The sequence below is a fragment of the Corallococcus sp. AS-1-12 genome (genome assembly GCF_020036995.1).
Lineage (GTDB): Bacteria > Myxococcota > Myxococcia > Myxococcales > Myxococcaceae > Corallococcus.
The window spans coordinates 15,674-34,480 of the sequence record NZ_JAIQDD010000020.1; the positions used below are offsets into that span (position 1 = coordinate 15,674).

General features: G+C 70.7%; 19 protein-coding genes. 11 read left to right on the top strand and 8 right to left on the bottom strand.

Features of this window, described 5'->3' with window-relative positions; translation table 11 throughout:
* Nucleotides 1-99: 99 nt before the first annotated feature.
* Nucleotides 100-912, top strand: coding sequence for an SAM-dependent methyltransferase (locus tag K8556_RS26470; RefSeq protein WP_223742879.1), 813 nt, complete (start codon nucleotides 100-102; stop codon nucleotides 910-912).
* Here the strand turns inward: K8556_RS26470 and K8556_RS26475 are convergent.
* Both K8556_RS26475 and K8556_RS26480 read right to left on the bottom strand, forming a co-directional pair.
* A complete protein-coding gene (locus tag K8556_RS26475; protein ID WP_223742880.1) occupies nucleotides 893-2,110 on the bottom strand; it encodes an MFS transporter in 1,218 nt (405 codons plus the stop codon). The two genes, K8556_RS26470 and K8556_RS26475, sit on opposite strands and share 20 nt — an antisense overlap.
* 13 nt (nucleotides 2,111-2,123) lie before the next feature.
* A complete protein-coding gene (locus K8556_RS26480; RefSeq protein WP_223742881.1) occupies nucleotides 2,124-2,639 on the bottom strand; it encodes a hypothetical protein in 516 nt (171 codons plus the stop codon).
* A gap of 145 nt (nucleotides 2,640-2,784) precedes the next feature.
* Between K8556_RS26480 and K8556_RS26485 the strand changes: the two genes are divergently transcribed.
* The 4 genes from K8556_RS26485 (at nucleotide 2,785) to K8556_RS26500 (ending at nucleotide 6,298) form a co-directional block, all read left to right on the top strand.
* The gene (locus K8556_RS26485; RefSeq protein ID WP_223742882.1) at nucleotides 2,785-3,297 is read left to right on the top strand and encodes a sigma-70 family RNA polymerase sigma factor; all 513 of its coding nucleotides are present in this window, start codon (nucleotides 2,785-2,787) and stop codon (nucleotides 3,295-3,297) included.
* The gene (locus tag K8556_RS26490; protein ID WP_223742883.1) at nucleotides 3,290-4,009 is read left to right on the top strand and encodes a hypothetical protein; all 720 of its coding nucleotides are present in this window, start codon (nucleotides 3,290-3,292) and stop codon (nucleotides 4,007-4,009) included. Before K8556_RS26485 ends, K8556_RS26490 begins: the two co-directional genes overlap by 8 nt.
* Nucleotides 4,006-5,715, top strand: a complete 1,710-nt coding sequence (locus K8556_RS26495; RefSeq protein WP_223742884.1) for a caspase family protein — start codon at nucleotides 4,006-4,008, stop codon at nucleotides 5,713-5,715. Before K8556_RS26490 ends, K8556_RS26495 begins: the two co-directional genes overlap by 4 nt.
* A gap of 85 nt (nucleotides 5,716-5,800) precedes the next feature.
* Nucleotides 5,801-6,298 carry an FmdE family protein gene (locus K8556_RS26500; protein ID WP_223742885.1) on the top strand — a complete coding sequence of 166 codons (498 nt, stop codon included), beginning with the start codon at nucleotides 5,801-5,803 and terminating at the stop codon, nucleotides 6,296-6,298.
* A 12-nt stretch (nucleotides 6,299-6,310) separates the two neighbouring features.
* Here the strand turns inward: K8556_RS26500 and K8556_RS26505 are convergent, their stop codons facing one another.
* Nucleotides 6,311-6,688 carry a DUF1304 domain-containing protein gene (locus tag K8556_RS26505; RefSeq protein WP_223742886.1) on the bottom strand — a complete coding sequence of 126 codons (378 nt, stop codon included), beginning with the start codon at nucleotides 6,686-6,688 and terminating at the stop codon, nucleotides 6,311-6,313.
* Between the two features lie 91 nt (nucleotides 6,689-6,779).
* On the opposite strand from K8556_RS26505, the gene K8556_RS26510 reads away from it, so the two are divergent.
* The 4 genes from K8556_RS26510 to K8556_RS26525 all read left to right on the top strand — a co-directional run bounded on the left by K8556_RS26510 (nucleotide 6,780) and on the right by K8556_RS26525 (nucleotide 10,651).
* Entirely contained in the window at nucleotides 6,780-7,373 is a 594-nt protein-coding gene (locus K8556_RS26510; RefSeq protein ID WP_223742887.1) for a TetR/AcrR family transcriptional regulator, read from the top strand.
* An 87-nt stretch (nucleotides 7,374-7,460) separates the two neighbouring features.
* Nucleotides 7,461-8,846, top strand: a complete 1,386-nt coding sequence (gene dbpA / locus K8556_RS26515) for an ATP-dependent RNA helicase DbpA (RefSeq protein WP_223742888.1) — start codon at nucleotides 7,461-7,463, stop codon at nucleotides 8,844-8,846.
* 44 nt (nucleotides 8,847-8,890) lie between these two features.
* Nucleotides 8,891-9,523: a DUF4433 domain-containing protein gene (locus K8556_RS26520; protein ID WP_223742889.1), complete on the top strand. Its 633-nt coding sequence runs from the start codon at nucleotides 8,891-8,893 to the stop codon at nucleotides 9,521-9,523.
* A gap of 54 nt (nucleotides 9,524-9,577) precedes the next feature.
* Nucleotides 9,578-10,651: a macro domain-containing protein gene (locus tag K8556_RS26525; protein ID WP_223742890.1), complete on the top strand. Its 1,074-nt coding sequence runs from the start codon at nucleotides 9,578-9,580 to the stop codon at nucleotides 10,649-10,651.
* A gap of 47 nt (nucleotides 10,652-10,698) precedes the next feature.
* Here the strand turns inward: K8556_RS26525 and K8556_RS26530 are convergent, their stop codons facing one another.
* From K8556_RS26530 to K8556_RS26540, 3 genes are all read right to left on the bottom strand, one after another.
* Nucleotides 10,699-11,385, bottom strand: a complete 687-nt coding sequence (locus K8556_RS26530; protein ID WP_223742891.1) for an abortive infection system antitoxin AbiGi family protein — start codon at nucleotides 11,383-11,385, stop codon at nucleotides 10,699-10,701.
* Nucleotides 11,386-11,513: 128 nt separating this feature from the next.
* Nucleotides 11,514-12,767: an APC family permease gene (locus tag K8556_RS26535; RefSeq protein ID WP_370639973.1), complete on the bottom strand. Its 1,254-nt coding sequence runs from the start codon at nucleotides 12,765-12,767 to the stop codon at nucleotides 11,514-11,516.
* 84 nt (nucleotides 12,768-12,851) lie between these two features.
* Nucleotides 12,852-13,385: a hypothetical protein gene (locus K8556_RS26540; RefSeq protein WP_223742893.1), complete on the bottom strand. Its 534-nt coding sequence runs from the start codon at nucleotides 13,383-13,385 to the stop codon at nucleotides 12,852-12,854.
* Between the two features lie 89 nt (nucleotides 13,386-13,474).
* Here K8556_RS26540 and K8556_RS26545 point away from each other — a divergent pair, with 89 nt between their 5' ends.
* Complete coding sequence (locus tag K8556_RS26545) at nucleotides 13,475-14,599, top strand: hypothetical protein (RefSeq protein ID WP_223742894.1); 1,125 nt, start codon at nucleotides 13,475-13,477, stop codon at nucleotides 14,597-14,599.
* Here K8556_RS26545 and K8556_RS26550 read toward each other — a convergent pair.
* Together K8556_RS26550 and K8556_RS26555 are read right to left on the bottom strand one after the other, a co-directional pair.
* On the bottom strand, nucleotides 14,583-15,632 hold the full coding sequence (locus K8556_RS26550; protein ID WP_223742895.1) for a GNAT family N-acetyltransferase: 1,050 nt from the start codon (nucleotides 15,630-15,632) through the stop codon (nucleotides 14,583-14,585). The two genes, K8556_RS26545 and K8556_RS26550, sit on opposite strands and share 17 nt — an antisense overlap.
* A 238-nt stretch (nucleotides 15,633-15,870) precedes the next feature.
* Nucleotides 15,871-16,872, bottom strand: coding sequence for an endonuclease/exonuclease/phosphatase family protein (locus K8556_RS26555; RefSeq protein WP_223742896.1), 1,002 nt, complete (start codon nucleotides 16,870-16,872; stop codon nucleotides 15,871-15,873).
* Nucleotides 16,873-17,241: 369 nt separating this feature from the next.
* On the opposite strand from K8556_RS26555, the gene K8556_RS26560 reads away from it, so the two are divergent.
* Nucleotides 17,242-18,795 (top strand): DUF4153 domain-containing protein, encoded by a 1,554-nt coding sequence (locus tag K8556_RS26560; protein WP_223742897.1) that lies wholly within the window; start codon nucleotides 17,242-17,244, stop codon nucleotides 18,793-18,795.
* Nucleotides 18,796-18,807: the final 12 nt, after the last annotated feature.

Below are 18,807 nucleotides of genomic sequence, written 5' to 3' on the forward strand. Positions count from 1 at the left end.
CGCGAGCGGACCGGCACAATGCCCGGGCAGCAGGCTCACCCGTCGACAGAGGCAGTCGCACGCCGCGGGTGGGGGGCCCGAACCGATGGAGCGACGACCATGGATGTGAACGAGCTGGCCCGCGTGCCGGGCGTGAATCCCCAGGTTCCCGACGCGGCACGCATCTACGACTACACGCTGGGCGGCACCCACAACTTCGAGGCGGACCGGCAGGCGGCGGAGTACATGTTCTCGCTGCTGCCCTCCACGCGGAAGTGGGTGCGGATGCTGCGCGGGTGCCTCCAGGCCGCGGCGAAGCGGCTGTCCACGGAGGGCTTCACGCACTGGGTGGACTTCGCGTCCGGCCTGCCCACCAACGACCACGTGCACGGCGTGCTGCCGCCGGACGTGAAGGTGCTCTATTCGGACATCAACCCGCTGACGATGGCGCAGGCGCGCGTGCTCCTGGGGGACGACCCGCGCGTGCGCTACCTGGAGTGCGACATCCGCCAGGCGAAGGCCTTCCTGGAGCGCCCGGACGTGCGCGACTTCCTGGGCGGCGAGCGCAAGGTGGCCCTGGGCGCCAACGGCATCACCGTGTTCCTCCAGGCGGAGGAGAACCGGAAGTTCTTCCGCGACCTCTACGACTGGGCCGCGCCGGGCTCCCGGCTCTTCACCACGTTCGAGACGAAGGACCCCGCGAAGACGACGCCCCAGTGGGAGCAGTTCGTGGGCATGTTCCAGAAGATGGGGGAGCACTTCGAGCTGTTCTCCCTGCCGGAGTACCTGGAGCTCTGCAAGCCGTGGACGCCGGGCCCCGGGGGCGTGCAGCCCGTGAGCCGGTTCCTGGGGCTGCCGGACGACGCCATCACCGAGGAGGACCGGCAGGGCGTGGGCATCGAGTTCTACGCGGTCATCCTGGAGAAGAAGTAGCCGCCGCCTTCGCGCGGTAGCGCAGGCCGATGAGCGCCGCGACGAAGCCCGCCGCGGCGCCCACGCCCAGCGCCTGGCGGGGACCGAACGTGTCCGCGACCCACCCGACGATGGGGGCCCCCAGCGGCGTGCCGCCCAGCGCGATGGCCAGGAGGATGGCGAGCACGCGCCCGCGCATCGCCGGGTCGGTGGACAACTGCACCAGGCTGTTCGCGGTGGTGGTGAAGGTCTGCGCGGACACGCCGATGATGACGAGCGTCACGCCGAAGAGGGCATACACGGGCATCAGCGCCGCGAGCGTGAGCCCCGCTCCGAAGACCGCGGCCCCCGTCACCAAGAGGCCGATGCGCGGGTGGGCTCGCCGGGCGGAGAGCAGCGCGCCCGTCACCGAGCCGAGGGCCATCACGGACGTGAGCAGCCCGTAGCCGCTGGCGCCCTTTCCGAAGACGCGCACGGACATGGTGGAGATGAAGATGGGGAAGTTGAGGCCGAAGGTGCCGATGAGGAAGAACATGGTCAGCACCGCCACCAGGTCGGGCCGCTTCCAGACGTAGCGGAAGCCCTCCAGCAGGCTCCCGCGCGTGCGCGGCGCGCGGTCCGTCACGTGCAGTTCGTGCCCGCGGAGCAGGCTCAGCGAGAGGAGCACGGCGCCGAACGAGGCCGCGTTGAGGACGAACATCCACCCGGAGCCCACGGCGGAGATGAGCAACCCCGCGATGGCGGGGCCCAGCATGCGCGCGGCGTGGAACGAGGTGGAGTTGAGGGCCACGGCGTTGGCGAGGTCCTCCTCGCCCACGAGCTCCGACACGAACGTCTGGCGCGCGGGGGCGTCGAACGCGGTGACGCACCCCAGGAGGAACGCGAACACGTCCACGTGCCACAGCCGGATGTGCCCGGAGAGCGTGAGCAGCCCCAGGCCCAGCGCCAGGGCGCCGAGCGCCGCCTGCGTGGCGAACAGGAGCTTGCGCCGGTCCAGGTGGTCCGCGGCGAAGCCCGTCAGGGGGAGGAACAGGAGCGGCGGCGCGAACTGGAGCGCCATGACCACGCCCACGGCGGTGGCGTTGTTGTGGGTGAGCTGGGTGAGGACGAGCCAGTCCTGGGCGGTGCGCTGCATCCACGTGCCCACGTTGGACACGAGCGCCCCGGCCGCCCACGTCCGGTAGTTGTAGCCGCGCAGCGAATGGAAGGTGCCCTTCATCCCGCCGGAGACCTTATCCGCATGACTCCCCGTTGGGTGCGCAGCGGCCGGACGCGCAGGGGGAGAAGGCCGCGCCGGAGCAGCCCGTGGGCTCGCAGCGGCAGGTGGTGACACGGTGGGTGAGCGGGTCGCAGCACGGCTCGTAGTTCACCGGCGGGATGCCCGCGTCCGTGCCGCCGTCGGTGGGAGTGCCCGCGTCGGTGGGGCTGCCGCCGTCTTCGGTGCTGGCGCCTCCGTCGGTGGTGGTGCCCGCGTCGGTGGGGCTGCCTGCGTCGGAGCCCGCGCCGGCGTCCTGGGTGCCGTGGATGCTCTCGCAGCTCTCCCGGAGCGACGGCGTGCAGGTGCCGGCCGCGCATGCCTGGAAGGCGACGTCACAGCCGTGGGGGGCCTCGCAGAGGCAGGTGTCCACCTGGTTGCGGACGCAGCAGACGGCCCAGGACCCCTCGCCCAGTGCGTCCGGGTCCTCGTAGAGCGGGTCGAAGCAGGCGCCCAGGAGCGCGACGAGGGTGGCGAGGACGGGTCGTTTCACGGCGGTTGGGACACCCGGTGCGGCGGGCCTGGGACATGCCGCCGGGGGCGACTAATATCCCACAGCCCATCGCGGATGCGATGCGATGTCCCAGGCCGCCGGGGCCGGGTGTCTCAAGGACGAAAAGGAAGGTCGGACCCATCGGATGGCGAGCGGGCTCGGTGCGGAGGAGCTCAGGGAGCTCTACGAGCGCTTCGCGCCCGTGGTGCACCGTCGCGCGCTCGCGCTGTTGGGACGCGATGCGGACGCCTGGGACATCGTCCAGGAGGTCTTCGAGCGCATGTTGACGGCCGGAGCGCGGTTCCGACGGGAGGCCCGTCCGATGACGTACGTGTACCGCGTCACCACCAACCTGTGCCTCAACGCGCTGCGCTCGCGCCAGCTCCGGGAGCCGGCGCTCCTGGAGGCGCCGGAGGCCGCGGCGCTCACGCCTGCCCAGTGGGAGGCCGCGGACTTCATCCGGCACCTCGTGGGGCGGATGGGCGAGCGCGAGCTGGAGGTGGCCACGCTGCACTTCTTCGACGGGCTGACGCAGGAGGAGATCGCCGGGATGCTGGACGTGTCGCGGAAGACCATCGTCCGGGACCTGGACTCCATCCGGAAGAAGGCGGCGGAGCTGGGGCGGCTGCCGGAAGCGGTGGAGGCGGAGCGTGGCTGAGCACCTGACGCGCCTGGAGTTGGATGAGTGGCTGTCGGGGCTGGATGCCTCGGGCCGCGCGGAGCGGCACGTGGCCGCGTGCACGGCCTGCGCGACGCTCGCGGAGCGGATGCGGCAGGCGCGAGCGTCGAGCCTGGCACAGCCCCAAGCGAAGGCGGTGCTGGCGAGACTGGAGGAGAAGCGAGCCCGGTCCGCGAGGCCCTGGTGGAGCTGGGGCGTGCCGCTGGTGACGGCGCTGGCGGTGGGGCTCGCGCTGGTCGTCTACGTGCCGCGAGGCGCGGAGGAGGGCGTGCGGCTGAAGGGGGCGGTGGCGCTGCGGCTCTTGTCCGCCCGGGGCGAGCCGGTGCGGGACGCGAGGCCCGGAGCGCAGGTGATGCTGGCGGTGGGCACGGGGCCGTACCGGAACGTGCTGGTGCTCGCGGTGGATGAAGCGGGCGCGGTGGAGCCACTCTGGCCGAGGGAAGGGCAGACAAGCGGCACGGTGGAGCCAGGGGCGGAGGTCCGGTTGTCCCCCGCGCTGGAGGTGACGCCAGGGTCGGTGGCGTTGCACGCGTTCTTCTCGGATGCGCCGCTGGACATGGAGCAGGCGCGCGAGGCGCTCACGTCGCGTGTCGCGGAGGCGCGCGGGAAGGGGCAGGGTCCGCTGGACGCGGCGACACCGGAGTTCATTGGAAAGGCCCAGGCGCGCACGCTGCTGAGGGTCATGCCGTGAGCCGCGTGTTGGGCCTGGGCGTCTGGGGGCTTGGGAGGCTGAGCCTGCTCCTGAGGGTGGCGGAGGAGGCGCCGCGCCGCTGGAGGGTGGGCGTGTGGAGACGACTGCTCGCGGTGCTGGGACTGAATCCGGGTGCCGCCGTGGATGCCACGCCGCGCGGCTGGGCATGGGGCCTTGGAGCACGGCTGCTCGCGGTGCTGCTCCTGGTGCTGGGGCCGCTTCCGGGCGCCGCCGCGGAGGAGGCTCCGCGCCGTTGGGCGCTGATCGTGGGAGAGAACCAGGGCCTGGCCAGCGAGGAGCGCCTGCGCTTCGCGGAGACGGACGCGCAGCGGATGCGCGAGGTGCTCCAGGAAGTGGGCACCGTGTCGCCGGAGCGAACGATGACGGTGCTGGGAGCGGATGCCGCGAAGCTGCGTGAGGCCCTGACGCGCTTCCGGGCGAGGCTGGCCGTGGAAGCCTCACCGAGGGATTGGCTCCTGCTCTACGTGTCATCGCACGCGGGCGACGGCAGCCTGCACCTGCGCGGCACCGAGCTGCCGATGCGCGAGTTGGTGGACTTCCTCAAGGGCGCGCCGGTGGGCGTGGGGCTGCTCATCCTGGATTCGTGCCGCTCCGGTGTCGCCACGCGCTTGAAGGGCCTGAAGCCGGTGGCTGCGCCGGTCACGATGGAGGCCTCGGAGTTGGAGGGCCGGGTCGTCATCAGCGCGTCTGGCGCGGATGAGTACGCGCAGGAGTCGGATGCGTTGCAGGGCTCCTTCTTCACGCACCACCTGTCCGTAGGGCTGCGCGGAGCGGCCGATGCCTCACGCGATGGCCGCGTCACACTGGAGGAGGCGTACCGCTACGCCTACGCGAGGACGCTGGAGTCCACGCTCGTTTCACCAGGAGGCATGCAGCGTCCCACGTTCCGCATGGACCTGCGTGGCCGTGGAGAGTTGATCCTCTCCGAGCCCCAGCGCGCGAGAGGCCGGCTGACGCTCGACGTGAAGGCCCCGGGCCGCTGGCTCGTCATGGCGTCAGAGAGCGGAGCGCTGGTGGCGGAGCTGGAGAAGGGCGAGGGCCCCACGACGCTGGCCGTGGCGCCCGGCGCGTACCGGCTGCTGCTCCGAGCCGAGGACGGATACCTGGAGCGCTCGGTGAGGGTGCCGCTAGACGGAACCGTGTCGGTGGGAGGCGAGCGCCTGGAACAGGCCGCGAGGATGCGGCTCGCGCGAAAGGGTGGGGCGGAGTCAGCGCTGCTGGTCGCGGTAGGGCCATCGTTGACGTCGGGAATCGTGGGGGGCCTGTCGTCAATCGCGGGCCTGGACGTACGCCTGATGCGTGAAGGGCGGCTGCTGACCGGAGTGGACACCTCAGGCCTGGGGGGCGCCGTGCGGCGGGGGACGGGCAGCAGGGTGTCCTTCCATCAGACGGAGCTGGAGCTGAGGCTGGGTGCGGGGCCGCACTGGAAGCACGGGGCCTGGACGTTCAGCGGCGCGCTGGAGGCCGGGGCACTGGCCGTCTTCCAGTCGCGCATCCCGGACGAAGAAGCACGCTTCGGGCTGGATCCGCTGGCGCTCGTCACCGGGGGCGTGAGGCTGGACCTGCGAAGCCGCCTGTCGATGCTCCTGAGCGCCTCCGCCGGAGGCGTCATGGCGAAGCGGGATTCGGGCACGGCGCTTGTACCCAGGGCCTCCGCGTCCCTGATGGTCGGCTACGCGCTCTGAACCGAAGGCATCGCCGGGATCGTGTGTCGCCATGGCCTGACGCTTCCGGGTAGAACGCTCCGTCTGTCTTTCACCGGAGCCACCCATGCCCCTGCGCCGCCACCACCTGCTCGCCGTCACGCTGGGCTTCACCCTGGGCTGCGCGGGCGCGAAGCCCGCCGCGACCCCGTCCGCGCTGGAGCGGGTGGCGCTGGTACATGGGGGCGCGGGGCCGTGGGCGGTCGCGGGCTACCGGATGGGCGATTACGCGCTCCGGCAACTGGGCCTGCCCCGGGGCAGCTTCAAGCTGGAGATCATCCACCACAGCCCGGCGAAGGTCCAATACACCTGCGTCGCGGACGGCGCGGCGGCGGCCACCGGTGCCAGCCTGGGCAAGCTCAACCTGTCGCTGGTGACCGCCCCCTCTCCCGAGGACGTCGTCACCACCTTCCGCAACCGCGACACCGGCCAGTCCCTCACGCTGCGTCCGTCCGCCAGCTTCGTGCAGCGCTTCCGGGACGTCCCTCGCGAGAAGCTGGGCGAAGCGGGCCGGGCCGTCCTCACCCTCCCGGACGCCGAAGTCTTCGAGACCGTCACGCCCTGAGCGGAACGCCGCTCAGAACACGACCAGCGAGATGGCCAGCGCGGGCAGCGCGCCCTGGACCAGGCTGGCCGTGAAGAACTTCCGGTTGCTGCACACCAGCACCACCGCCGCCAGCAGCATGCACGCGCAGCCGAACACCACCGCCGCCACGCCCGACGCCACCGCGCCCGTGTGCACCAGCGCCACGCCCACCAGCACGCCCACCGCGAGGAACAGGTTGTAGAAGCCCTGGTTCAGCGCCATCGGCTTCACCACGTCCGCGTCCGCCTGCGACTTCAGCCCGAAGCGCCTCCACACCTTCGGCCGCGAGAAGACGATGCTCTCCATCACGAAGAACAACACGTGGATGAGCGCGGCGATGACCGCGAAGACCTGCGCCAGTGGCGACATGATGACTCCCCCTCCGGGGTTGGGTATTCTGAACCAGTCAGTTCCGAATTCATATTGAAACGATCAGTTCAGAATTGTCAAGGAGGGTGACGTGGCGCGGACGCGGGCGTTCGACGAGACAGAGGCGGTGCGGGCGGCGTTGGGGGTGTTCTGGTCGCGCGGCTACGAGGCGACGTCGCTGTCGGACCTGGAGGCCGCGACGGGGCTGAACCGCTCCAGCCTGTACCAGACGTTCGACAGCAAGCGCGGGCTGTTCGCGCGGGCCATCGCGCTGTACCTCCAGGAGGTCATCGGCCCCCGGCTGGGCGTGTTCTCGAAGGACGCGCCGGGACTCGCGCAGGTGACGGAGTACTTCGAGTCGCTCGCGGCGACGATGGCCACCGCGCCGCCAGCGCTGACGCGGCGGGGCTGCCTGCTGGTGAATACGGCCACGGAGCTGGGACCACATGACGCGGAGGCGAAGCAGGCGGTGGAGGACTACCGGGCGCTCCTGCGAGGCCACCTGACGCGGGCCCTGGAGGGCGCGGCCAAGGCGGGCGTGCTGCCTCGCAAGACGGTGGCGCGCCGGGTGGAGCTGCTCCTGGGGGCCGTGATTGGCGTGCTCGTCACGGCGCGCGTGGACCCGGCGGCCGCGGCGAAGCTGGCCCAGGCGGCGGCGAGCGAGGTGGCGGGCTGGGCGGGGTAGGGGGCGCCGGGCTTGTCCGGCGTGGGAAGGCTGCTACAAGGGCGCGTTCTCCCGAGGCGCCCCGTGCCTCCGTCCCCCGAGGCTCCGATGGAATTCTCCGCGCTCGCGCTGTCACCCCCGCTGCTCCAGGTGCTGGAGGAGCTGGAGTTCAAGACCGCCACCCCCATCCAGGCGCAGAGCATCCCCGTGCTGTTGCAGGGGAAGGACCTGGTGGGCCAGGCGCGCACGGGCAGCGGGAAGACGGCGGCGTTCGCGCTGCCCATCCTGCAGAAGGTGAAGCTCACGCAGGACCGGCGGCTCCAGGCGCTGGTGCTCTGCCCCACGCGCGAGCTGTGCGCGCAGGTTGCGGGGGAGATCCGCAGGCTGGCGCGGCGGATGCCGGGCGTGCAGGTGCTGGCGCTCGCGGGAGGGCAGCCCATCCGTCCGCAGGTGGAGGCGCTGGAGAAGGGCGTGCACATCGGCGTGGGGACGCCCGGCCGCATCATGGACCTGCTGGACCGCGAGGTGCTGGACACGCGGCACCTGGCCACGGTGGTGCTGGACGAGGCGGACCGGATGCTGGACATGGGCTTCCGGGAGGACATGGAGCGGGTGCTCGGGGCGACGCCCTCGAAGCGGCAGACGGTGCTCTTCTCCGCGACGTTCCCGGACGACATCGAGAAGCTGAGCCGCGCGTTCCAGAAGGACCCCGTGCGGGTGTCGCTGGCGCAGGAGGAGTCCGCGCCGGACATCCAGCAGGTGGCGTACGCGTGCACACCGGAGGAGAAGCAGGGCCTGCTGCTGCGGCTCCTGCGCCAGCACCAGCCGGCCTCCGCCATCGTGTTCTGCAACTTCAAGGCGGTGGTGGTGGATCTGACGCGAGCGCTGGTGCAGGCGGGCGTGAGCGCGGACGGGTTGCAGGGCGACCTGGAGCAGTTCGACCGGGACCGGGTGATGGCGAAGTTCCGCAACCACAGCACGCGCGTGCTGGTGGCGACGGACGTGGCGGGCCGGGGCATCGACGTGGAGGCGCTGGACGCGGTGGTGAACTACGAGCTGCCGCAGCAGCCGGAAGCGTACGTGCATCGCATCGGCCGCACGGGGCGCGCGGGCCGTCGCGGGCTGGCGCTGTCGCTGGTGACGCGCTCGGACAGCCGCAAGGTGGAGGACATCGAGGCGACGACGGGCGTGAAGCTGGAGAAGGGGGACGTGGACGCGCTGGTGCCGGAGAACGTGCCGGGCGTGTCGCTCATCTCCGGCTGGGAGACGCTGTCCATCTCCGCGGGGCGCAAGGACAAGATGCGCCCCGGAGACATCCTGGGCGCGCTGACGGGCGAGGCGGGCGGGCTGAAGGCGGAGGACGTGGGCAAGATTGAGATCCACGACCATCACGCCTTCGTCGCCGTGTCCAAGCGCGTGGTGAAGGTCGCCTTCCAGCGGCTGACCGAGGGCCGCATCAAGGGCCGCCGGCACCGCATCGAACGGGTGCGGTGAGTGCTCGCTCGCGGGTAGACTGCACCTGTTCACAGGAGCGCGTCGTGACCGACATCTACCACTTCACGCACATCACGAACATTGAAGCCATCATCAGGGACGGAGGGCTGATGTCGGACTCGGAATGTATTCGGATCGGGCGGACCGCAGTCCGATCGGGCAACGCCGAAATCAAGCAGCGGCGATTGGCGAAGGCGATCGAATCCGGTGTTGGTATGGGCGGTGTTGTTGGTGACTACGTTCCCTTCTACTTCGCGCCCCGCTCTCCGATGCTCTACAAGATCATGCGGGGAAACGTCCCCGGCGTTGACCCGGATCAAGATCCTCTCGTGTACTGCGTAGCTTGCGCCGAAGACTTCAGCCCACCTGAGTTCGTCATCACCGACGGCAATGCCGCGCATGACTTCTCAAGTCATTACGGCGACCACGCAGCCCTCTCGACCTGTATCGACTGGCGGCTCATGAGGGATGCCATCTGGAAGAATACGGAAGAAGATGGCGACCGAATGCGTCGCCGCATGGCGGAGTTTTTGGTTAACCGGTTCGTGTCATGGCCGCGCGTCGCCGGGTTGGTGACGCGCATCCCTGCGACCCGCGACGCGATCCGAGCGCTCTACTCCAAGCTGAAGCCCGCCCATCAACCACCGGTGAGTGTCAGACCGGATTGGTACTACTGAAAACCCGTCATGGGCTGAGTACCATGGCCGTGCGTACCGTTTTACGAGGATGCGATGATCGAGGCGGGTACAGGGGATTTGCTCAGGGCGGAAGTGGAGGCGCTCGTCAATACCGTGAACACCGAGGGTGTCATGGGTAAAGGGATTGCTCTGCAGTTCAAGCAGGCGTTTCCTGATAACTTCAAGGCGTACAAGAAGGCGTGCGACCGGGAGGAAGTCCGCCCTGGCACGATGTTCGTGTTCGATCAGGGCGGGCTGGCAGGCGGGCCTCGGTACATCATCAACTTTCCGACCAAGCGGCATTGGAGAGCCAAGTCTCGGATCGAAGATATTGAGTCCGGCCTTCGTGACTTGGTCCGGGTGATCAAGGAACGGAAAATTGCGTCCATCGCAGTCCCTCCCCTGGGTTGTGGGAATGGGGGGCTGCGCTGGTCTGAGGTCGAACCGCTGATCACGAACGCACTCGGCGGCCTGGAAGGGGTTCGGGTGCAGGTCTTTGCTCCTGCGGGTTCTCCACCTGCGAAGAGCATGCGTGTGAGCACTGAACGGCCGAAAATGACACCCGGGCGGGCTGGCCTGCTCGGCCTGATGGCGAAGTATGGCGAGCCGGGAACTACCTTCACCCGAATGGAAATACAGAAGCTCGCGTATTTTCTCCAAGTCGGAGGGGAGCCATTGCGCCTTGAGTTCGTGCGTCATCACTACGGACCCTATGCCGAGCAGTTGAATCATGTCCTTGAGCGCCTCGAAGGACACTTCATCCGGGGCTATGGCGATCGCACAGGGCCATCGGAGATCGTTCCAGAGCCCGGAGGCGTCGAGGAGGCCATGAACTATCTGGACGCCCTGCCCGAGACCTTGGCTAGGCTTGAGCGGGTTGCACGGCTATTCAAAGGCCTTGAGTCCCCTTATGGCGCGGAGCTGTTAGCCACCGTCCATTGGGTTTGTACTCATGAGCCAAGCGTGGCGGGTGAAGTATCAAAGGTCATCGCAGCCGTGCATGCATGGAGTGACTATAAGCGTGCTCGATTTCAACCACGTCATGTAGAGGTCGCCTGGATGCGTCTTCGCTCTGAAGGATGGCTGCCCTTCCCACCTTCTGAACCTGCCGACGTTGCTCCGGCTTGAATGAGCGAAAGAGCCTGTTCAAGTGAAGGCGTGCGCTCGCGTGAATCCTACCCCGGCGTGCTCTTGCGCTGCTCCGTGGCGGCCGGCGCCTCCGTCTGCTTCGCCAGCGCCGCCATGATCTGCTCCGCCTTCCACCCCGGATCCAACACCGGGCAGAAGTAGCCCGGACCCGCGCGCTCGCGCACGGCCCAGGCGAAGAAGTCCCTCGCCAGGGTGTGCACCTCCTCCGGCAGGAAGAGCGCCGCGACGTCGTACTCCGTGAAGCGCAGGAGCCCCGGGACGCGCCACTCGCGCTCCCAGTCGAAGCGGTAGCTGTAGGGCGCGTTGTGCGCGTCGCCCTGGATGTCCACGAAGGGCGTCACCGCCCACACGGGCTCCTTCTGGGGTTCCTTCGCGGACAGGGCCTGGTCCAACTGGTGCTTCATCGCCAGGTGCGCCGGGGAGCCGTACTGCACGTACCAGACAGGGCCTCCGCCCTGCGACAGGATGAAGCTCTTCCGGAAGGCGATGCCGTACAGGCTGCGGCGCTGCACCAGCCGCGTGAGCTGGTCCAACGGAATCTCGCTGAAGCACACCGAGCGGTGCCGGTCCGCCACCAGCGACTCCCGCCGCGCGATGCCAAACCCCTCCGCGCCCGGGATGAGCGTGCGCGCTCCCAGGATGCTCATCATGTTCTGGTAGGCGTCGTGGTACGGGGGCCCCGGCTTCGTGAAGTGCACCACGAAGTCAGACATGTCCCGCCACTGCGCATTCGCCTGATACCCGAGCATCGCCTCGCGAGTCTCCCGGCCCGGTCCCTCCTTCGCAACACAACGTGCCGGGTTGTCCCCAGGCCTGCCCCCTCTCCTGACGTGCGGGTGCCTCAGGGCAGGCGGACGGGCGCTGGCTCCCTCGGCCGTGACAGGCGCATCAGCGCCAGCCCCGCGAGCACCGCCACCGACGCCACCGCTGCCTCCCGCGCGCTCGCGCCGAAGGTCACCAGCGTCAGCCCCAGCACCAGCGTGGGCAACGCGAGCAGCGCGTGCACCGGCCGCAGGTCCCGCTCCCGCCGCAGCGACAGCACCGCGAGCGCCGCCGCCGTGACTCCGAATTGCATCAGCACCGCGATGGCGGAGAGCGCGAAGAGCTCCGACAGGTCCCCCAGGTTCACGAACCCCAGCACCAGCGCCCACGTCACCGCCAGCGCCCGCATGGGCACGCCCGACTCCGACATGCGCTCCAGCCCGAACAGCGAGCGCTCCCCGGAGGCCAGCGCGGACAGGTAGCGCGGCGTCGTCACCATCATCCCCACGCAGATGCCCAGCGCGGACACGCTCGTGCCCGCCCCCACCAGCCGCTCCAGCCCCGCGCCGCCCCACACCCCCGCCGCCTGCGCCAGGGGCGCGCTCGCCCCCGCCAGGTCCGGCAGCGCCGCGACGCATGCCCACACGAGCCCCACGTAGAGCAGCATCGCCAGCAGCAGCGAGCCCACCGTCGCCAGGGGCACCGTGCGCTCGGACGCGCGCACCTGCCCCGCGATGACCGGGACGATCTCGAAGCCCTGGTACGCGAACATCACCGTCAGGCCCGCCGTCAGCCAGGACGCCCCCGTGGCGGGCAGCGGTGGCGGCACCTCCCGGACCGGCAGGAAGAAGAACGCACCCAGGAGCGCCGCCAGCGGCACGAGCTTGAGCACCGTGAGCGCCGTCCAGGTCCGCGCCGACACGCGGATGCCCGACGCCACCAGCGCCGCCAGCCCCGTCACCAGCGCGGAGGCCAGCAGCCGCTCGCCCACGGGGCCGCCCAGGCCCAGCGACGGCGCCACCGCCCGCGCCAGGCCCGCCATCACCGCGGACGTGCTCAGGAAGGCGCTCACGTAGGCCACCCAGCCGACGAGGAACGACACGCGCTCGCCGAACGCCGCCCGCGCGAACACCACGGGGCCGCCATCCGAGTCGAACCGCCGGCCGAGCACCGCGAACGCGAACGCCACCGGCACCAGCGCCAGCCCCGTCAGCGCGAAGGCCCACACCGCGCCCAGGCCGGGGGCCTGCGCCGCGACCTCCGCGGGCGCGAAGAAGATGCCGACGCCCACGATGCCGTTGACGCCCAGGGCCAGCAGTTGGAACGGCCCGATGGTGCGCTCGGGTGCGACGCCGGAGGGAAGGGTGGACACGGCGCGGACTTCACTACACCCGCGCCCCGCGCACCATCGCCCTGCTCACGGATGGGAGAGCAGCACGCTCAGCGCGGCCATGCGCCCGGACGCGGGCTCCCGCTCCAGCGACTTCGGGATGGAGACGAGCACGTCGTTCTCGCGCTGGTCGCCGCAGGCGCGCGTGCCCCGGTAGTGCTTGCGGTCGCGCTCGATGATGAGGTTGTAGCCGCACGGCCCCACCGTCCCCGTCAGCTCGTCCGGGCTGAGCGTCAGCGACGAGGGCTGGCCCGCGAAGGTGCCCATCATCTCCACGACGTCCGGCCGCTCGGTCACGGTGAGCTCCACGGGTTTCTCTCCCACCGTGCCCTCGATGCGCCGCTCCGACAGCTTCAGGTCCACGGGGCGCTGGAAGGCCTGGCCCTTCAACGCGTTGTCCGACAACTGGAGCTTCAGGTCCGGGCCCTGGAGACCCTGCGCGCCGACGTTCGCACGCACGGTCGTCCGGGGCGTCCGCAGCTCCACGGTGTCGGTCTTCTTCGCCACGGCGGATCCGCCCGCGAGCAGGGCGGCAACGGTCAGGATGCGTGCGATTCTCATGCTCCAAAGCTGGTGCATCGGTCCACGCGTCACCAGGGCCATGCCCCGGGCTGCTCGGCGGGCCGCATGTTCGTGATATCCGTGCGCGCGTGTCCCGCACGCGCCTGCTGGCCCTCCTCGTCGCACTCGTCGCCGTCGTGGTCGCCGTCTGGCAACGCTCCCGGGCGGTGGAGCGGCTGGGCCAGGACTTCGACGAGGCGGTCTACCTGCCCATCGCCTTCACCTATGCCGGGATGATGGACGAAGGGCGCTGGGGCGACATCGGCAAGGTCCGGGAGAACTTCGAGCACCCGCCGCTGGTGAAGCTGCTCTTCGCCGAAGCCGTGCGCGTCTCGGGCGCTCCGGAGCCGGACTGGCGGGACGTCCCCATGGGCAGGCCCATCCCGGACGCCGCGCGCCCCGCGTTCAACGTGACGCGAGGCCTGTCCGCGGTGGCCGGCGTGCTCCAGGTGGGGCTCGTCGCCCTCGTGGATCCGCTGGGCGCGCTCCTGCTCGCGTGGGACCCGTACCACACGAAGTACACGTCGCAGGCCTACCTGGAGGCGGTGCCGGGGCTGCTCGCGGTGCTCGCGCTGCTCGCGTTCGAGCGCGCCCGGCGGATGGGCTTCGCGCCGGGATGGACGGCGGTGTCCGGCGCGCTGCTGGGGCTCGCGGCGGCGGGGAAGTATCCGTATGGCCTGGTGGGCGGGCTCACGTTCCTGCCCTTCCTGGTGGCGGGCGCGCGCACGCGGTGGCGTCCGTGGGCCGCCATCGTCGTGTCCACGGCGGCGGTGTTCATCCTGGTGAACCCGGCCCTGTGGGCGTCTCCGTTCGCGTCGCTGTGGGAGTCCGTCACCTTCCACTGGGGCTACTCCCACAACGAGCACGTGCGCCGCGCCGGCCTGCCCTGGTACCAGCCGCTGGTGTTCCTCACGGACCCGTGGCTGTCCGCGTCCGACCCGGGCATCTACCTCACGCACTTCAACGCGTGGGCGCTGCTGGCGCTGGCGGTGCTGGGCCTGCCCCGGACGTGGCGCGAGCGGCCCGTGTGGGCGGTGGCCGCCGTCGTGGGCCTGGTGTTCCTGCTGCTGTGGAACACCAAGTGGCCGCAGTACCTGCTGCTCGTCATTCCCGCGCTGTGCGTCTGCGCGGGCCGGGGCGCGCGGACCCTGGCCCACGGCGCCACTTGGCTGCTGGGCAGGGTCCAGCGCTCGCGCGTCAGCGCAGGTGCGTGAAGACGCACGGGTCCGCGGGCAGGTCCAGGTCGCAGACGGGCATCAGGCACGTCACCTTCGCGCGGCGGGGCAGCGGCACCCAGCCCGAGCGCAACAACAGACAGGCCGTGGTGCCGGGCCCGCGCAGCATGCCCGCGAAGGCCACGCCCCGGCGCTCCATGTCCTGCATGGCCACCTGGAGCAGCCGCTGCCGGTCCTCGGCGGACACGGAAGCGTGGAAGGCCATCAGGTCCACGACCTCCGCGGTGAGCTCGCCCACGCCCGTCATCAACAGGCTGTGTGAGCTCACCAGCCCGCGCACCTCGCCGTCCTGCTCCAGCACGAAGGTCCGGGGCACGTCGCGGTACTGGAGCTGGGCCGCCAGTTGCTCGGTCGTGTACGTGTAGCCCAGCGTCACCGGGCGCAGCATGTCGTGGACCAGCGCCGTGCAGCCGCCCAGGTCCGCCGGCTGGTAGGGGCGGATGCCCTGGCGGTCCGCCTCCCGGAAGCGGTGCCGCAGCAGGGGATGCGCCAGCGTGAACAGCCTCCGCTCGTTGTCCGTGAAGGACCAGCGGGCGAGCGCTCGTGCATCAAAGGCATACATCCACATCCCCAGGCCTCCGAAGAGGCGCGTGTTCCACGCGTGCCGCCAGAAGCCCGGCGGGCGGGGCTCCGTGGTCGTGAAGCCCAGGGTGATGCGCGCGGCCCGGTCCTGATGCCGCCGGAGCAGCTCGCGCGCGAGCTTCGCGCCAATGCCCTGTCCCCGATGGGAGTTCGTGACGGTGGCCCGCACGCCGTAGCTGCCGTCCACCTCCATGCGCCCCAGGCGCAGCCTCGCGGGCTCCGCGAAGAGGGTGCCCACCAGCGTCTTCCCCTCATACGCCGCCAGCAGGTAGTCGCGCGGCGCCTGCCCGTCGCGGAACAGGCGCCAGTCGCAGAAGCGCTTGTCCCAGACGGGGAGCGGGGCCGTCTTGCCGTAGGTGGATTGCCAGACGCGGTTGAGGAACCAGGACGCCTCGGAGGCGTCACCTTCGAAGGTGCGCACCTCAATCATGGCCTGCCCTCCAGGACGGGATGCCGGAGCGCCCGGGGATGGCGTGCCGCATGCGCCATGCGATTGCTGTTCATGGCAAGGAAGGTAGGGAGGGGGGGCGGGCTGGAAACCGGCCGCCGGGCATGGCTCCTCCCTGGCTGTCATTGCCGCGTCAATGCCAGCCCTTCCGCGTGCGGTGGTCCACAGGCACCGCGCTGACAGGGCGGGGGAGTGTGTGGGGTTCGCCGTCCCGCGCGCTTCAGTGCGGGGGGAGGGCGAAGTCCGCGTACACCGCGCCGTGGTCGGAGCCGCCGTAGCCGCCCGTGGGCTCGCGGGCCACACGGAAGGAGCCCGGCACGTACACGCCGCCCCCGTCGGGCGCGAGGTAGAGGTGGTCGATGGCCTGGCCCCTACCGGAGTAGAAGTACGTCCAGGTCTCGCTGTCCGGCCGGTCCCTGGCGACGCGCAGCAGCGCCTGGTCCAGGGCGTTGATGGGCTCCGAGCCGGGGACGTCGTTGAGGTCTCCGCCGAGCACGATCATCGCGCCGGGGAACTCCTTCGCGGATTCGAGGAGGATGTCCCGCGAGGCCGTGGCCTCCGCCAGGCGGCGGCCCGGATCATCGTCCACCTTGGAGCGGAAGTGCGCCGCGAAGGCGATGACCCGCGTGCCGTCCACGTCCAGGTGGACCTCGAGCAGGTCGCGCGAGAAGCGGGTGGCGGAGCCATCGGGCCGGTAGATGTATTGGTTCCGGTGGCTGCGCACTTCGAGGATGGGGTGGACGGAGAGGATGGCCACGTCCACGGACGCCTTGGTGTACGTCTCCCCGAGCTTCGAATAGGGGAATCGCGGGACCTTCCGCAGCAGCCCATCCAGCGAGTTCTGCGTTTCGACCTCTTCCAGCATCACGATGTCCGCGTTGAGCGCGTTGATGGCCTGGCCGAGCCGGGTCACCTGTGCCTCGAACTCCGCGTCGGTGGGCAGCTCCTCGTAGTTGGAGCCGCCGCACGCGCCCGTGTCGCAGACGGTGTCGAAGAGGCGGTGCACGTTGAACGCCGCGATGCGCACGCGGGGGCCGGCCGGGTCCACCGGCGTTCCGCTGTCGGGCTGCGGGCAGTTGCCCTGGACGCAGGCGCCCGCGTCTGGAACCGGCAGGGACTGGGAGGACGCTCCGTCACAGCCCGCGACGGTGAGGACCAGGCCCCAGAGGGCGAGGGTCCAGCGGGGACGGAAGCGGGAGGGGAGCCGCGTCAGGGGTGACATCGGGGCGGCAACCTAACATCGGCCCTCCTCGGGTGCCTCGCGGACCTGCCTGGAGCGTCCGACGACGCGGCGCGGCTCACCCCGCGTCCCGGGCGAGGACTCCCGGTGCCGGTGGGGCGGACACCGGGTGGTGCCCGGGTGTCGCCCGGTGCGTCACACCGGGTGCGCGACCGATGCGGCGGTGCTTTCCGACCGGTCACGGCCGGGGGCGCGCTCCTGGCTCCGGCCGGGGCGACCGGCCACGGGACGGCTCGCGCCGTTCGGCGTGGCTCCGCGACCGCTCGCCTCCGAGGTCCCCGGCCGTGCCCTCGGGCGTGGGCATCCTGTCGCCGTTTCCGGGTGCTGAACCGCCCGCGAGGTGCCGACGCCATGACCCCGTCCGTTCCCCTGTCCCCGCTTCCTCCTTCTCCCGCTCCCTCCGTCACGGCTCCGGCCCGGCCGCTGCTCCCGTGGGTGCGCGCCCCGCGCCGGACGCTGGCGGCGTCGCTGGCGCTGGGGGTGCTCGCGGAGGTCCTGCTCGACCGGTCGCGCTGGGGCCTGGGCTTCCCGCTGCTGGTGGCGTCCCTGGTGGGCGCGCTCGCGTGGCTGGGCGGGCGTGAGGGCTGGCAGCGCGCGCGGCCCAATGCGTGGCTGCTGGCGCCGCTGGGGCTGGTCAGCGTCTTCGTGGCGGTGCGGGACAGCTCCTGGCTCCTGCCGCTCAACGTGATGACGGCGGCCGTGCTCCTGATGATGCTGGCGCACTTCTGGGCCGCGGGCCGCGTGGAGCGGCTGGGGCTCACCGACTACGTCGTCGTCTTCTTCGGCTCCGCCGCGCAGGGCCTGCTCTACCCGCCGGTGCTCGTCCGGGACGGCGTGGACGTGCGCGGGCTCAAGAGCCACTCGCGCCTGCTGTGGGCGCTGACGCGGGGCCTGCTGCTGACGCTGCCGGTGCTGCTGGTGTTCGGGCTGCTGCTGGACTCCGCGGACAGCATCTTCTCCTCCACCTTGCAGCGGCTGCTGTCGTTCGACCTGGGCCTGGAGCTCCTGGTGGGGCGCGGCATGGGCGTGGCGTTCGGCGCGAGCGTCGCCGCGGGCGTGCTGGGGCATGCGCTGCGCCGCCGGGCCACGAAGGAGCTGGGGGACGCGGAGGTGGCGCCGGCCACGCCGCGCCTGGGGCTCATCGAGGCGCTCACGCTCATCTTCGCCGTGAACGCGCTGTTCTTCGTCTTCGCGGCGTTCCAGGTGGCGTACCTGTTCATCGGCGACGCGTCGTCGCCCGCGGCCGGCTACACGTTCGCGGAGTACGCGCGGCGCGGCTTCTTCGAGCTGGTGATCGTCGCCTCGCTGACGCTGGCGCTGGTGATGGCCCTGACGCGCTGGACGCGGCGCGAGACCCGGACGGCGCAGACCGTCTTCCGTGCGAACACGTCGTTGATGGTGGTGCTGACGCTGATCATCCTCGCGTCCGCGATGCGGCGGCTGTCGCTGTACGAGGACGCGTTCGGCTACACGCTGCTGCGCGTGCACACGCACGTCTTCATGGTGGCGCTGGGCGCGGCGCTGGCCTGGCGCGCGGTGACGCTGTGGTGGAAGCCGGAGCGCTTCGCGGTGGGGGCCTTCGCCACGGCGCTGGGCTCGGTGCTGGTGCTCAACTTCCTCAACCCGGAGGCCTTCATCGTCCGCCACAACCTGGAGCGGTACGCGCGCACCGGTTCTTTGGACACCGAAATGTTCTACGACCTGTCCGCGGACGCGGTGCCCGGGCTGGTCCGGGCCGAAGCCACCCTCGCGGAGCAGTACCCGGGGCCGCTGGCGACCGTCCTGAAGGAGCACCTGGAGCGGCTGGAGCAGCGGGACACGGTCCCGGAGTGGAATCTCTCCCGCTTCCTCGCCCGGCGTGCGCTGTTGCGGACGGGGGCGTGGAGTGCGCCCGTGAATCCGTGAGGCACCCTGGCT

Coding starts and splice junctions, on each gene's coding strand:
- K8556_RS26550 (WP_223742895.1), bottom strand. CDS start 15,632: ATGATTGAGGTGCGCACCTTCGAAGGTGACGCCTCCGAGGCGTCCTGG.
- K8556_RS26470 (WP_223742879.1), top strand. CDS start 100: ATGGATGTGAACGAGCTGGCCCGCGTGCCGGGCGTGAATCCCCAGGTT.
- K8556_RS26540 (WP_223742893.1), bottom strand. CDS start 13,385: ATGAGAATCGCACGCATCCTGACCGTTGCCGCCCTGCTCGCGGGCGGA.
- K8556_RS26500 (WP_223742885.1), top strand. CDS start 5,801: ATGCCCCTGCGCCGCCACCACCTGCTCGCCGTCACGCTGGGCTTCACC.
- K8556_RS26505 (WP_223742886.1), bottom strand. CDS start 6,688: ATGTCGCCACTGGCGCAGGTCTTCGCGGTCATCGCCGCGCTCATCCAC.
- K8556_RS26475 (WP_223742880.1), bottom strand. CDS start 2,110: ATGAAGGGCACCTTCCATTCGCTGCGCGGCTACAACTACCGGACGTGG.
- K8556_RS26485 (WP_223742882.1), top strand. CDS start 2,785: ATGGCGAGCGGGCTCGGTGCGGAGGAGCTCAGGGAGCTCTACGAGCGC.
- K8556_RS26560 (WP_223742897.1), top strand. CDS start 17,242: ATGACCCCGTCCGTTCCCCTGTCCCCGCTTCCTCCTTCTCCCGCTCCC.
- dbpA (WP_223742888.1), top strand. CDS start 7,461: ATGGAATTCTCCGCGCTCGCGCTGTCACCCCCGCTGCTCCAGGTGCTG.
- K8556_RS26530 (WP_223742891.1), bottom strand. CDS start 11,385: ATGTCTGACTTCGTGGTGCACTTCACGAAGCCGGGGCCCCCGTACCAC.
- K8556_RS26525 (WP_223742890.1), top strand. CDS start 9,578: ATGATCGAGGCGGGTACAGGGGATTTGCTCAGGGCGGAAGTGGAGGCG.
- K8556_RS26555 (WP_223742896.1), bottom strand. CDS start 16,872: ATGTCACCCCTGACGCGGCTCCCCTCCCGCTTCCGTCCCCGCTGGACC.